Origin of the sequence: Pseudorhodoferax sp. Leaf265 (genome assembly GCF_001422365.1) — a bacterium.
Classification (GTDB): domain Bacteria; phylum Pseudomonadota; class Gammaproteobacteria; order Burkholderiales; family Burkholderiaceae_C; genus Pseudorhodoferax.
On sequence record NZ_LMMT01000001.1, the window covers coordinates 58874 to 72252 of the forward strand.

The window sequence follows — 13379 nt, forward strand, 5'->3', positions numbered from 1 at the left end:
GTAACCTGTGTCACATGTCCGCCAGCCCGATCACCATCGAATTGAGTTCCCCGCAGACCGTGGACGGCCGTCCGGCGACCTACCAGTCGCTGTGGCTGCTGGTGCGCCTGCTGCACGCACATGCCGCGGGTCAGCCAGTGCGCATCGACGACCTGCGCGGCCAGGTCTCGGCCGCGCGCACGCAGCGCATGCTCGTCAGCCGCGCCTTCCGCGACTTCAAGGCCTGGGGCCTGGTGGCCGGCTGGGGCGAGGACCGCCAACGCGACCCGCGCTTCCTGAACGCAGAACGCCGCAGCCAGGGCCCGTTCTGGCTGCCCGAGGCCCAAGCGCAGCGCCTGCTGCTGCTGGTGGAGGGCCAGGCCGCCACGCCGGCCGAGCGCGCGGCCTTCCTGGGGCTACCGGCACCGTTGGCCCGCGCGGGCGCGGCATCGGGCACGGCACCCGACGCCGTGCACCTGCAGGACGCCGGCTTCTGGCAGCAGCTGGTGGCCGCGCAGCAGGCCATGCGCCAGGGCCGCTGGTCCGCGCAGCTGACGGCCGGCGGCGCGCCCGCGCCGGCCAGCGCGCTGCAGGCCATGCGTCGCGCGGCCCAGCTGGCCGGCAGCGATTTCCAGCGCGCGCTGGTCACGCTGAACGAGGCCCTGCTCTGGCGCCGCATCGGCGACGACGCACAGGCGCGCCGCCGCGTGCAGGCGCTCGGCCGCCAGCGCCTGGCCCGCCACGTGGCCGGGCACGACTACCTGGGCGCCATGGCCGCCATCGTCTCGGCCTGGTGCGACTACACGGCGCGCGACCTGTCGGCTGCCCGCGCGCAGCTGCTGGCCATCGCGCGCGATCCGGCCCAGGGCGCGCTGCTGGCGCACCACCCGCAGGTGCGCTTCGAGTGGAGCAACCTGTGGGCGCTGGCCTGCCGTTCGCAGGCGCTGGGCAGTGCCGCGCAAGCGCCCGCGCAGGCCGCGGCGCAGGCCGAGGAGTCGCTGCAGCACTTCGGCCGCGCGCTGGCGGCGGCCTTCGAGTCGCATTCCTTCGACGCGGCCCAGCACGTGGCGGCCAACATGGGCATGGCGGTCTGGCTGTTCGAGCGCGTGGGACTGCAGGCCGGCGTGGACAGCGCCCGGCCGCGCGCCATCCAGTGGATCGCGTTCAGCGAATGGCTCAGCGGCCAGGCCGAGTTGCAGGGCCGCTCGGCCTGGAACGCGATCTACCTGCTGCGCATCGCGCGCGGCGCCTGCCGGCCGCCGCCGCGCCCCACGCTGGCCCAGTTCCGTGCGCTGGCGCCGCTGACGCCGACCACCCTGGCGCGCGAGGCCGGCCCGCTGGCCGAGGTGTTCCGTGGCGCCGACTGGCCGGACGACTGGGTCCAGGTGGCCGGCCAGCGCCTGGCCGAGCACCGTAGCGGCGCGCGCCGCTATCCGGGCCTGCAGTACTGTGGCCTGCTGCTGGAGCAGGCCTGGTTTGCCGCGCATGCGGGCACGCTGGCGCTGGCCGCGCAGGCGCTGGCCGCGCTGCGCGAAGCCCTGCCGCAACTGGTGGCCAGCGACAGGGCCTACTTCCGCGAGGTGTGGAACGACGGCCTGCCGGCCGAGCTGCTGGCGCTGGAGCCCCCACCGCGCCGGCCGCGGGCGCGTTGAAAGCCGGGCATCTAGTCCGGGGGAAAGTCCGAAGGCCTGAAACCCGAGAGCCCGTCCAGCACGCCGTTGGGCTCGAGGTTGGCGTAGGACGAGGTGATCCACGGAAGCGAATCGCTGCGCTTGAACTCCCGGAGCCCCATGGCGGCCGACTGGTGCGCCGCGAAGCGCACGAGCGGCCCCACGATCTGCGCGACCTGCGGCAGCTCGTGGAACGGCTCGAGCGCCAACTTGAGGAACGGTGCCGTCAGCGTGCCGGCGTCGTGCAGCGCGATCAGGTGGTCCACCAGGTCCTTCGCGAGCCCGTGCGCATCGTCGTCGGGCAACCGCGTGCACGCCAACGCATCGCGGAAACGAACCAGCAGGGTGCGGACTTCAGGTGGCATGCCACTGAATGGCGACGAGCGCAGCCCGTCGCCTAAACACGGTCGGCCGGAAATGGGAAGGGATTCGTAACCGGTCGCAACCGAACGCAGCATGGCGCAACCCGTCGCGCCACAGGCCAGCCAGGGCGCGCAGCAGAGAACTCTTGCGCGGCCGCTCACCCCCGTCATCCACAGCGCGTCGCGCGCATCGGCAGGTCTCAGGCCTTCATCCGCATGTCACCGACCAGAACGGGCTTGGCCAGTTGCATGAACGTTGCCAGGAGCTGCTGGCGAGCTGTCGGCAGCGCTGCGGAAATGGCTTCTGACACGGGCGAGAGCGGCAGGTGCGCCGCGCGGCCAGGCCCCGCATCGGTTCAGGCTTGTGGGACAGTGCCGCAGCTTGTTGGAGGTCTTGCCGCGAGGCACATGACGCTGCGCGCAGCACACGGCTCCGGGCATGGACGCAACGGCCCCTCGACGCGTTGAGAGCGTAGTCTCCGCTTGACGCACCCGGCCGACCTGCGCTGACAACACGCGCCACATGAACGGCCCATGCTTTTGTCCATGTCCGAGGCAAAAGACCGATACCGGGAATGGACCGATGCCGCACGGCGTGCACAGGCGGCACTCGACGAAGGAGCCGAGCTTGCAACATCCGGCAGGGCCGTCCCGCGCCGCCTGATCGCCAAGATCGCACGGCTGGACGGCGAAGTGGAGCGACGCCAGGATGCGTTCGCCCAAGCCGAGTACGACCGCATCGAGGACAAGTCCGGCCCCGGATGAGCAAGCCGCTCGGGTCGCGGGCCGGGCCATGGCAGGCGTGGCCGGCCCCTTCAGCGGCACATCATTTGATGTAGGAAGAACCGGACGCGGTGCACAGAATGCACGGGGTATGAATCTGAACCTCGTCGCTCTGTCCGCGCGGCGCCAAGGTCCGGCGCGTGACGACGGCCCTCTGCGACTGCGGTGAATGCCTTTCCTTCGGGCCCCGCGCTTCCTCCCGTCCCCCACCACGACTTCCAACGCAATCCCGTCTCCGGCCTGCTGAAACTGGTCGTCACGCCGCAGCTGCAGCGCTGGGCGTCCGAGTGCATTGCGCTGCTGGGCAACCGGGCGCCCATCGCTTTGCTGTTGCTGAGCGAAGGCCGACCGGTCTACCGCGATCCCTGGGAATGGCTGTTGCGGTACGGCCTGGCGTCGGCTTGAGCCGAGGCCCATGGGCATGCACTGCGGCGTGGCCAGGTGTATCCAAACGCTCTATTTGTGACAAAACACGATAGCAACACAACAGGCGCAGGGCAGACCTACAGTTCCCGCCGACAAGCCGAACCAACAGGGCGCATCAGCCCACCAGCGGGGGACGACCAGGCATGCACGCAAGCTCCGTGATTTCTTTGCGACCCGGGTTCCTGGCACAAGAGGCTGCAGCGACCAGGGGCCAGCGCCCGGCCGATCGGGTCGCCCTGCTGGAGGCAGCAATGGAGACGGCTGGGGAGCATGCCGCCGCAGACACGCCACTGCTGATCCATGGCGAGTCCGGCACCAGCCGGGCGCGCGTGGCGCGCGCCGTGCACTACCTGGGCCCACGCCGCGGACGCCCCTTCATTTCCATCGACTGTGCGGCGCTGCAAGGCACCCCGTTGGAGCGCACGCTGCCCGGGCTCGTGCAGCTGGCCGCAGGCGGCACGCTGTTCCTGGACGAGGTCGCCAGCCTGACGGCCAGCGGCCAGGAGACGGTGTGGCAGCAGGCGCACAGCGCGTCCGCGGTGCGCTGGATCGCAGGTGTCGAGGACCTGGCACGGGCTGAGGCAGCCGCCTTCCCCGGCGCGCTGGCGCCATGGCTGGCCACGGCCCGCATCGACCTGCCGGCACGGTTGGCGCCGGCCACAGCGGCGCACCGCAGTGCTCAGCCCGGATCGATGCGGTAGCCCACCGCCAGCGCCTCGGTGTAGGCCGCAAACGGTCCTTCGCGCCGTTGCCCGGGCACCAGCTGCGCCGGCGGCTTGAGGTAGGCCTGCACCTGCAGCACCGTGTGTGGTGCCTCGAGGGCTTGAACGGCGATCTCCGTGCGCACGTAGCCGCCCGGCAGCCCCACCTCTTCGAAGGCGTCCATGGCCGCCAGCAGCGCGGCGTCCACCGCGAAGACCTCGCCCACCACGTGCTGGCCCTGGCCCGGCAGGTCCACGAGCCAGGGGGCGCGGTCCTCGTTGGGCAGCTGCACCACGTACAGCGGATAGGGCCGCTGCGTGCGGTAGCTGCCGCCGATGCGGCGGCCGCTGTTGCGGAAGAAGTTCGGAAAGCCCTGCTTGAGGGTGCCGTAGACGAAGACCAGCGTGTCCATGGCCTTCACCCCAGGCGCAGGCGGTAGAAGCGGCTGTCCACTGCCATGACCAGAAAGGCCGGCGGCAGCGCCGCCCGGTCGACCTGGGCGAAGCCGTTCTTCTCGTAGAAGCGGTGCGCGGCCAGGAATTGCGCCGTGGTCCCCAGGTAGACCTCCGCCACGGCCCGCGCGGCCGCCCACTGCGCCAGCGTGTCCAGCAGCCCCTGCGCCACGCCGTGGTGTGCGCCACGCCATGCCGGCGCGACGAACATCTTGCGCAACGCGGCCTGCCCACTGCCGATGTCGCGCAGGCCGATGCTGCCGACCACGGTCCCACCGGCCTCGGCCACCCAGAAGTTGCCGCTGCCCTGCTGGTAGAAGCCCTGGATGTCGGCCAGGTCCGGCTGCGCTTCACGCGTGATGGAAATGCCGAACTCCTGCTGTTGGATCGGCAGGATCAGCGCGGCGATGGCGTCGGCATCGTCAGGGCGGGCGGGGCGGATCTGGACGGCGGTCATGGGCCGAGTGTGCCGCAGCCGGGGGCGGGCCTGCGCGCGGCCGATGCGGCGAGGACGGTGCACTCCGGTCCCGCGCGGACCCCGCACGGACGGCACAATGTCCGGGTCAGCGGTACCGGGCCGCCGTGATGAATTGGCCGAAGCTCTCGCACCAGACGATCACCGTGGTGTAGTGCGCCACGTCGATCTGTTCAGGCACAGCCACCACGAAGTTGCGGAAGGTCCGCACGTCGCCGACGCGTGCCATGCCGGACTTCAGGCGCAGGAAGTCGGCCTCGGTCTCGACGAACTCGGGAGAAAGGTAGAGCTTGTAGTCCGGTCCCGGGGCCAGGTCGCCGGCCAACGCGATGCTGCGGGCCGCCACCGTGACCGTGCCCTCGCCCCAGTGCAGCGCGTCGCTGTCTTTCAGGTCGCGGCGGAAATGCGCGGTCCACTGTGCGGACCGGGCCTGGGCCGCGACCTCGGTGGCGCTGGGCGCAGGCGGTGCTGTCAGCACCGGCAGGAAGTACACACCCAGCGCAAAACCGAACGCGAGCACCAACAGGTGCGAACCCAGCAGCAGGACGAAGCGGGTGGCGCGGGACATGGCAGCGGCCTCGGGCGAAGGGAGCGACGGCCGCATTCTGGCCCATCACCGCGCCGCCACACAGGGCTTGCGCCCCGTTCAGAACGGTGCGTCGGCGTCGTCGGCCGGCGCAGGGGCCGGGCCAGCAGCCTGGCCCGGCTTGCCCAGCAGCGTGAGCACCTGCTTGCGCAGCGCCGCGTTCTCGGCCTCGAGCTCCTTGACGCGCTTGCGCAGCGCGGCCACCTCGTCCTCATCCTGCGGCGCCGCGGATTCGGCCGACCCCACCTCTTCGCTGCTCTCGCGCGCCGGCTTGCGCTTGGCTTCGCGCACGCGCTTGGCGGCCTGCTTGAGCTCGTCCTTGCCGGCAGCGGCCGCGGCGGTCTGCTCCTCGACCGGCAGGCTGGCCACGGCGGCGGCTGCGCTCAGCGTGATTTCGCCCGACTTGACAGCGGCCACCACCTCGGGCGCGGCGCTCTGCTGGATCTTCTCGATCATCACGACCTGGTTGCTCTTGAGCCGCGCGGCGCGTGCCAGGGCCTCGCGGCTGTCCAGAGATTCGGTTTTGGGCAGCGGCGCGGCGGCTTCCTGTGACGCGGAGTCGGCACCTTCGGCCGGCGCCGCCTTGGCGCGTTCGCGCCGGCTGGCGACGATCTCGCGCTTGCGCAGCGCCAGCACGCCGCGCTGGAAGTCGGACACGCTGCGCCGGCCCAGGTGCTGGTCGATCATCCACAGGTGCACGTCTTCCATCGACTGGAAGCGCGTGTTCTGCACGGTCTGGAACGGCAGGCCGTGCTTGCGGCAGATGCCGTAGCGGTTGTGGCCGTCCACCAGCACGTCGCCCCACAGCACCAGCGCGTCGCGGCAGCCTTCGGCCAGCAGGCTGCGCTCGAGCGCTTCGTATTCATCCGGCGTCAACGGATCGATGTAGGCCTTGAGTTCTTCGTTGACGACGATGTCCATGGGCGCTCGGGCAAAAAAGCTGGCGATTCTAGGTGTCGGCCCAGGCTTGGGCCGACGTGCCAATCAGCACGGAATTCAAGCCATTCATCGTGAAGATTCACGAAATTTTGTAACAAAACTTTAGGCAAGATGACGCCGCCCGCGTGCGCATCGCCCGCCGCCAGCACCTACCCAGTACAGCTCACCCCAAAAGCATGGCCTCTACAACGCCCCCTTCCCGCACCCCATTCCCCATCGGACGCTTGCTGCGACTGTTCTTCGCCTGGTTTATGGCAGTCGCCTTGGCCGCCTGCGGCGGTGGCGGCGGCGGTGAAGACGGCGCAGCGGTGGCGTTCGCGGTGCAGCCGACCGACGTCAGCGTTGTTGAAGGCAATGCGCTCGTTCTGACCGTGGTGGTCACCGGCGATGCCGCCCTGCAGTGGCAGCGCCTGCTGCCTGGGGGGTGGAGCGATCTGGCGGGTGCCACGTCGGCGCGCTACACGCAAGCCGTTGTGCAGGGGGCGGACAGCGGTGCGCAGTTCCGCGTCGTTGCCACCTCGCGGCAGAACCCGGCCCTGCAGATCGTCAGCTCCGTGGTCACATTGACGGTCCCTGGCACGCCGCTTGCGCCGGCCATCACCGTCCAGCCCGTTCCTGCAACGTCTGTCGATGGGCAGGAGATCAGCTTCAGCGTCACCGTGACCGGTACCAGCCCGAGTTACCGCTGGCAGCGCAGCACCGCGGGCGCTGACTGGGCCGACATCGCTGGCGCCACGACGCCGACGATCACACTGCGGGTGACGCTGGCAGATAACGGCGCAGAATTTCGCGTGGTCGTCACCAACGGCAGCGGCATTGCGACCAGCACCGCCGTGCAGTTGCGGGTCAGCGCGGCTGCAGCGCCCAGCTTCGTGGTCTCTCCCAGCGACGCGGTCACAGCAACAGGATTGACCGCAAGCTTCCATGCTGTCGCAGTCGGCGCTCCGGCACCCACGCTGCGCTGGCAGACCAGCACCGACGGTGCAGCCTGGACCGACGCAGCAGGAGCCAGTGGCCCGAACTTCTCCATCGCCCAGGTTGCCTCCGCCGACGACGGCAAGTACGTGCGCGCCATCGCCACCAACCAGACCGGGGACGTCGCCTCCGCGCCTGTGCGGTTGTTCGTGCGGGTGCAGGCGCCGCCTGTGGTCCTTGTTCAGCCGCAGGATGCGTCCGTGGGCCTGTTCAGGGACGCTGTCTTCTCCATCCAGGCCAGCGGCGTTCCCGGTGTCGCCTACCAATGGCAGTTCAGCACCGATGGCGGTACGACGTTCTCCAACATCAACGGCGAGACCACCGCCGAACTGAGGCTCAGAAGCGTGCAGCCTTCCCTGGACGGTTGGCGCGTCCGCGCAACCGTCGCGAACCTCCTGGGCACGGTCACCAGCGCCACCGCGCAGTTGCGGATCATCCAGGCGCCTGTCATCACTCTCCAGCCCGCCTCGACCACCTGGCGGCCCGGACAGTTCGACGCGCTCTTCACGGCATCTGCCAGCGGTGCGGATGTGCAATACCAGTGGCAGCTCAGCAGCGATCAGGGCGCCTCCTGGGTGAACGCGCCGGGGGAACGCGGTACGAGCTACGTGCACGCAGCGAATGCCAGCGCCTCCGTCAACGCCGTCCGGTTGGTCGCCAGCAATGGCGCAGGTTCGACCGCGAGCTTGACCGGACGGCTGGATGCACTGCGTTGGCAGACCGTGGCCCCCGCCCCCACGGGCGCCACGCTCACCGCTGTCGCGTGGCGCGATGCAAGCACCGTCTTCGCGACCGGTGCTGCCGGAACCATCCTGCGCAGCGCCGACGCCGGCTCTTCCTGGTCCGTGGTCAGTGAAGGCTATTACGGCTTCCCCGATACGACACGCATCGCCTTCGATGCCGACGGCGTCGGCATCACCACGCCCGGCCAAGGCGCCTTGATCAAGCGCAGCGTCGACGGTGGCTTGCACTGGGCATCGGTGCAGATTCCATCCATCTACGGATCGGGTGCGGTCGCCGCGACCAACACCGGCGCCTTCTGCCTCGCCGACGACAACGGCACGATCCTGCGCAGCACGGATGCCGGCCTGAGCTGGCAGGCGGCAGTGAGCGACACCTTTCCGGTCGTGGTCAAGGGGATGGCCTTCAACACCGATGGCGTCGGCATCATCGTCGGCAACGGCGGCATCATCCTGCGCAGCATCAACGGCGGAGCCAACTGGCAACGCGTCCCCGGCGCCGCCGTCCACCTCGCCGCGGTGGCATTCGCCTCGCGCAATGTCGTCTTCGTCGGCGGCGCCAATGGCACGCTGATGCGCAGCGATGACGCCGGCCAGACTTGGCAGAGCGCCGCCAGCGGTACCACGCTGGACATTCTGGGGCTGCATTTCGGAAGTGCTTCCAACGGCGTGCTCTCGCTGCCCCAGGGCCTCGTCCGTGTCACCACCGACGGAGGCAGCAACTGGAACCCGGCGACCGTTCCCGCCAATGACATTCCACTGCTCGGCGTGGGCATCGGCCCCACGGGCAACGCGGTGGCTGTCGGCATGTACGGCAACATCCTGCGCAGCACCGACAGCGGGCAGAGCTGGAGCAAGGTGACCGGAGGCGCTCTCGATCAGGGGCTGCTGAGCGCCGCCTTCTCGACGCCATCCAACGGCATTGCCGCGGGCGACGGCGGCAGTTTGCTGCGCAGCATCGACGGTGGTCGGACGTGGGCGTCGGTGGTCAGCGGCGGCACGGCTTCGTGGCGGGCCGCCGGCTTCTTCGATGCTGTCACCGGGGTGGTTCTGGGAAGCGACGGCTCGGTGCGACGGACCACCAATGGTGGTGCAAGCTGGGCCCCTGCGGTCAGCGGCAACGGCGTCTCGTACCGCGGCTTTGCGCGGGTCGATGCCGCGACGGCGGTGGCTGCGACCGACAACGGGCTGTCGCGCACGACGGACGCAGGACTGACATGGGGCACCGTCCTGGCAACCCCGTTGCTACAGACCCGAGCCGTCGCGTTCAACGGCGCGCAGACCGGCGTTGCTGTGGGTGCCGGCGGCACCATCCACCGCAGCGTGGACGGCGGCCAGACCTGGTCGCCGACGGCCAGTGGGACAGTCAAGGACCTGAAGGCCGTCACCTTCGCCAGCTCCGGCATTGCCATTGCCGTGGGGGTCGACGGCGTCGTGCTCCGCAGCACTGATGCCGGCATCACGTGGCAGCCGGGCCAGTTCCCGTTCTTCTCCGACACCTGGTTCTATGGTGTCGCGTTCTCCTCGCCGACCACGGGAGCGGCGGTCGGCACGTTCGGAACGGTGATGCTCACGCGCGATGCGGGCGCTACATGGCAACCCGACTACACCCAGCGCATCGGAGGCATGGACGCCGTGGCTGCGGCGGGCGCGCAAGGGTTCGTGGCCGTCGGTGTGGGTGGCGTCATCACGCTCATCGCGGCGCCCTGATCTTTTCGCCGCAGCAGCGCGCCCAGGCGGGGCGCCCGTTGCGACGCGGCCATCGCCGCCATTGCCACCCCGTTCACCGGAAGCGCTGGCCTCGACATCCACCTGCCATGGGATCCACCGCCACACGGCGGTGGGTCACACTTCGATCCCCCTGCCGGCGTCAGCGGCACAGTTCAATCAATCGATTGATCTACGTGGTCTAATGCGCACCGCATGCTCCGCAAGACCGCCCCGCCCCCCCCCACCCGCCAGGCCGCCGCACGCAGCGACGGCCAGGAGGCACGCGCCCAACTGCTCTCCGCCGCGCTCGCGCTGTTCGCCGACCATGGCTTCGCCAAGACCTCGACGCGCGCCATCGCCCAGTCTGCCGGCGTGAACCTGGCCGCCATCCGCTACTACTTCGGCGACAAGGCCGGGCTGTACGCCGCCTGCTTCTCCGAACCGCTGGGCGGCAACGCGGGCGACCTGACGCGCCTGTGCGGCGCGCCCGATCTGCCGGTGGCCGAGGCGCTGCGGCTGTTCCTGACCGGCTATGTGGAGCCGCTCAAGCAGGGCGAGATCGTGCGCCAGTGCATGCGCCTGCACCTGCGCGAGATGCTGGAGCCGACCAGCCAGTGGGCGCAGGAGGTCGAGCGCGACATCAAGGGCCCGCACCTGGTGCTGGTGGGCATCCTCGCGCGCCACCTGGGTGTGCGCGCCGACGACGACCTGCACCGCCTGGCCTTCGCGATCACGGGCCTGGCGATGCAGCTGTTCGTCACGCACGACGTGGTCGACGTGGTCCACCCCGGGCTGATGCGCGACGACGCCGCCATCGACCGCTGGGCCGAACGCCTGGTGGGTTATGCACTGGCGCTGGTGGATGCCGAGAAGCAGCGCCGCAGTGCGACCGCTGCGGCCAAGACACGCAAGAAAAAATGAACCTGTCCCCTTCCCCCTCCCCCACGCTGCGGCGTCTGGCGCTGGCCGGCCTGCCATTGCTGCTGGCCGCGTGCAGCGTCACGCGGCCACCGGCCGCCGTCCAGGCGCCCACCCCCGCGCAGTGGCAAACACCGCAGACGGCGCTGCCGCATGGCGGCGCCGTGCCGCAGCTGGCCGACTGGTGGCACCAGTCCGGCGACGCCTTGCTGGTCGAGCTCATCGACGCGGCGCAGGCCGCGAGCCCCGATATCGCCAGTGCGGCCGCGCGCATCGCCGAGGCCCGCGCCACGCGCGTGCAGGCCGGCGCCGCCATGGGCCCGACGCTGGACGGCAGCCTGTCGCTGAGCCGCGGCAACACGCTGTCCACGGGCAGCGGCGGCATCTCGGGCGGCACGGCCTCGCTGCCGACCTTCACGAATGCCCAGGCCGGCCTGCAGGCCGGCTGGGAGATCGACCTGTTCGGCGGCCTGGCCGCCACGCGCGATGCGGCCGGCGCGCGCCTGTCGGCCAGCCAGGCACAGTGGCACCAGGCCCGCGTGGCCGTGGCCGCCGAGACGGCCAACGCCTACTTCGCCGAACAGGCCTGCGCGCGGCAGCTCGCGGTCAGCGAACAGGACACGGCCTCGCGCCGCGAGAGCGCGCGCCTGACCGCGCTGTCCGAGAAGGCCGGCTTCGCCGCGCCGGCCGATGCGGCGCTGACGCGTGCCAGCGCCGCCGACGCCGCGGCCCGGCTCACGCAGCAGCGCACGCAATGCGCGCTGCAGCGCCAGGCACTGGTGGCGCTGACGGGCTGGGAACTGCCGGTCCTGGCGCAGCGCCTGGACGCCCGGCCCGGCGACCTGGCCCTGCCCGCCCTGCAGCCTGTGGACAGCGTGCCCGCACGCGCGCTTGCGCAGCGGCCCGACGTCTATGCGGCCGAGCTGGCCGTGGCCGCCGCCAGTGCCGACGCTGGCGCGGCCCAGGCCCAGCGCTACCCGCGGCTGTCGCTGGCGGGCAGCATCTCGGCGCTGCACGTGCGCGGCGCGGGCGCCAGCGAGACGGTCAACAGCTGGAGCATCGGCCCGCTGCAGCTGAGCTTGCCCATCTTCGACGGCGGCACGCGCGCGGCCAATGCCGAATCCGCCCGCGCGCGCTACGACGAGGCCGTGGCGCTGTACCGCGCCAAGGTGCGCCAGGGCGTGCGCGAGGTCGAGGAGTCCCTGCTCAGGCTGCAGGACACGGCCCGGCGCGCCGACGATGCCGACACCGCCGTGGCCGGCTACCAGGCCTCGTTCGACGCCACCCAGGCCCGCTACGACGGTGGCCTGGCCAGCCTGTTCGAACTCGAGGACGCGCGCCGCACGCTGTTCGCGGCGCAGACCGCGCGCGTGGCGCTGCAGCGCGAACGCACCGAAGCCTGGGTGGCCCTGTACCGCGCGCTCGGCGGCGGCTGGACCCGCCCCGAGGACGGCCAGGCCGCCTTTCACACCTCTTCCCCCGCTGCCGCCGTGCAGACCCGTTGACCATGACCCGTACCCAACGCACTCTTTCCATCACCGCCGTCGTGCTGGCCCTGGTGGCCGCCGGCTGGTGGTTCACGCGCCAGCCTGCTTCCGATGCAGCGCCGCACCCGGCCAAGGCCGACGAGGCCCAGCCCCGCCCGGCGCTGACCGTGCGCGTGGCCGCGCCCGAGCCGGCCGAGCTGGCCATCACGCTGGCGGCCAACGGCAACATCGCCGCCTGGCAGGAAGCCAGCGTGGGCTCCGAGTCCGCCGGCCTGCGCCTGGCCGAGGTGCGCGTGAACGTGGGCGACGTGGTGCGCCGCGGCCAGGTGCTGGCCCGCTTCGCGCCCGAAACCGTGGATGCCGACGTCGCCCAGGCCAAGGCCGCTCTGGCCGAGGCCCGCGCCACCGCCGCCGACGCGGCCGGCAACGCCGCCCGTGCGCGCACGCTGGAGAAGACCGGCGCGCTGAGCCAGCAGCAGATCACCCAGTACCAGACCGCCGAGCAGACCGCCAAGGCGCGCGTGGAGGCGGCCGAGGCGGTGCTCGCGGCCCAGCAGGTGCGCGGGCGCAACACCCAGGTCCTGGCGCCGGACGACGGCATCATCTCGGCGCGCAGCGCCACCGTGGGCAGCGTGGTCGGCTCGGGCACGGAGCTGTTCCGGCTGATCCGACAGAGCCGGCTGGAATGGCGTGCCGAGGTCGGCGCAGCCGAGCTGGGCCGCCTGTCCGTGGGCACGACCGTGCGCGTGACGGCGCCGGACGGCGACCAGGTGCGGGGCAAGGTGCGCAGCATCGCGCCGACCGTGGACGCGCAGACGCGCAATGGCCTGGTCTATGTGGACATCCCCGGCGTACAGGCCGCCAAGGGCCTCAAGGCCGGCATGTTCGCGCGCGGCGAGTTCGCGCTGGGCCGCAGCCAGGCCCTGACCGTGCCGGCCGCCGCCGTGGTGCCGCGCGACGGCTTCAACACCGTGATGGTGCTGCAGGCCGACAACCGCGTGCAGATGCGCAAGGTGCAGGCCGGCCGGCGCATCGGCGAGCGCATCGAGATCACGGGCGAGCTGCCGGCCGGCGCGCGCGTGGTGACCGAGGGTGCGGGCTTCCTCAACGACGGCGACCTCGTGCGTGTGGTCGATGCGGCACACACCGAAGCGCCGGGCGCGGCCAAGTGAGAC

The 13379-nt window shown here is 71.1% G+C and carries 13 protein-coding genes; 8 read left to right on the forward strand and 5 right to left on the reverse strand.

The window, feature by feature from the left end:
* Positions 1 to 14: 14 nt before the first annotated feature.
* Complete coding sequence (locus tag ASF45_RS00300) at positions 15 to 1631, forward strand: hypothetical protein (protein WP_056655145.1); 1617 nt, start codon at positions 15 to 17, stop codon at positions 1629 to 1631.
* 11 nt (positions 1632 to 1642) lie between these two features.
* Here ASF45_RS00300 and ASF45_RS00305 read toward each other — a convergent pair whose 3' ends face one another.
* Positions 1643 to 2107 (reverse strand): hypothetical protein, encoded by a 465-nt coding sequence (locus ASF45_RS00305; protein WP_156472757.1) that lies wholly within the window; start codon positions 2105 to 2107, stop codon positions 1643 to 1645.
* A gap of 438 nt (positions 2108 to 2545) precedes the next feature.
* Here ASF45_RS00305 and ASF45_RS00310 point away from each other — a divergent pair, with 438 nt between their 5' ends.
* The 3 genes from ASF45_RS00310 to ASF45_RS00320 all read left to right on the forward strand — a co-directional run bounded on the left by ASF45_RS00310 (position 2546) and on the right by ASF45_RS00320 (position 3921).
* Positions 2546 to 2776: a hypothetical protein gene (locus tag ASF45_RS00310; RefSeq protein ID WP_056655152.1), complete on the forward strand. Its 231-nt coding sequence runs from the start codon at positions 2546 to 2548 to the stop codon at positions 2774 to 2776.
* Between the two features lie 183 nt (positions 2777 to 2959).
* The gene (locus ASF45_RS00315; protein ID WP_056655155.1) at positions 2960 to 3199 is read left to right on the forward strand and encodes a hypothetical protein; all 240 of its coding nucleotides are present in this window, start codon (positions 2960 to 2962) and stop codon (positions 3197 to 3199) included.
* 272 nt (positions 3200 to 3471) lie between these two features.
* On the forward strand, positions 3472 to 3921 hold the full coding sequence (locus ASF45_RS00320; protein ID WP_056655157.1) for a sigma 54-interacting transcriptional regulator: 450 nt from the start codon (positions 3472 to 3474) through the stop codon (positions 3919 to 3921).
* On the opposite strand, the gene ASF45_RS00325 is transcribed toward ASF45_RS00320, so the two are convergent.
* From ASF45_RS00325 to ASF45_RS00340, 4 genes are all read right to left on the reverse strand, one after another.
* Positions 3900 to 4334: a gamma-glutamylcyclotransferase family protein gene (locus ASF45_RS00325; protein ID WP_156472759.1), complete on the reverse strand. Its 435-nt coding sequence runs from the start codon at positions 4332 to 4334 to the stop codon at positions 3900 to 3902. The genes ASF45_RS00320 and ASF45_RS00325 overlap by 22 nt on opposite strands.
* A gap of 5 nt (positions 4335 to 4339) precedes the next feature.
* Positions 4340 to 4831, reverse strand: a complete 492-nt coding sequence (locus ASF45_RS00330; RefSeq protein WP_056655163.1) for a GNAT family N-acetyltransferase — start codon at positions 4829 to 4831, stop codon at positions 4340 to 4342.
* 106 nt (positions 4832 to 4937) lie between these two features.
* Positions 4938 to 5417 (reverse strand): DM13 domain-containing protein, encoded by a 480-nt coding sequence (locus ASF45_RS00335; RefSeq protein ID WP_056655166.1) that lies wholly within the window; start codon positions 5415 to 5417, stop codon positions 4938 to 4940.
* A gap of 78 nt (positions 5418 to 5495) precedes the next feature.
* Positions 5496 to 6356, reverse strand: a complete 861-nt coding sequence (locus ASF45_RS00340) for a hypothetical protein (RefSeq protein WP_056655168.1) — start codon at positions 6354 to 6356, stop codon at positions 5496 to 5498.
* A 242-nt stretch (positions 6357 to 6598) separates the two neighbouring features.
* On the opposite strand from ASF45_RS00340, the gene ASF45_RS00345 reads away from it, so the two are divergent.
* From ASF45_RS00345 to ASF45_RS00360, 4 genes are all read left to right on the forward strand, one after another.
* Positions 6599 to 9799 (forward strand): YCF48-related protein, encoded by a 3201-nt coding sequence (locus tag ASF45_RS00345; RefSeq protein WP_162243944.1) that lies wholly within the window; start codon positions 6599 to 6601, stop codon positions 9797 to 9799.
* A 213-nt stretch (positions 9800 to 10012) separates the two neighbouring features.
* Complete coding sequence (locus tag ASF45_RS00350) at positions 10013 to 10720, forward strand: CerR family C-terminal domain-containing protein (RefSeq protein WP_056655173.1); 708 nt, start codon at positions 10013 to 10015, stop codon at positions 10718 to 10720.
* Complete coding sequence (locus ASF45_RS00355) at positions 10717 to 12222, forward strand: efflux transporter outer membrane subunit (protein ID WP_056655176.1); 1506 nt, start codon at positions 10717 to 10719, stop codon at positions 12220 to 12222. The genes ASF45_RS00350 and ASF45_RS00355 overlap by 4 nt, the downstream gene beginning before the upstream one ends.
* A 2-nt stretch (positions 12223 to 12224) precedes the next feature.
* Complete coding sequence (locus ASF45_RS00360) at positions 12225 to 13376, forward strand: efflux RND transporter periplasmic adaptor subunit (protein WP_056655179.1); 1152 nt, start codon at positions 12225 to 12227, stop codon at positions 13374 to 13376.
* Positions 13377 to 13379: the final 3 nt, after the last annotated feature.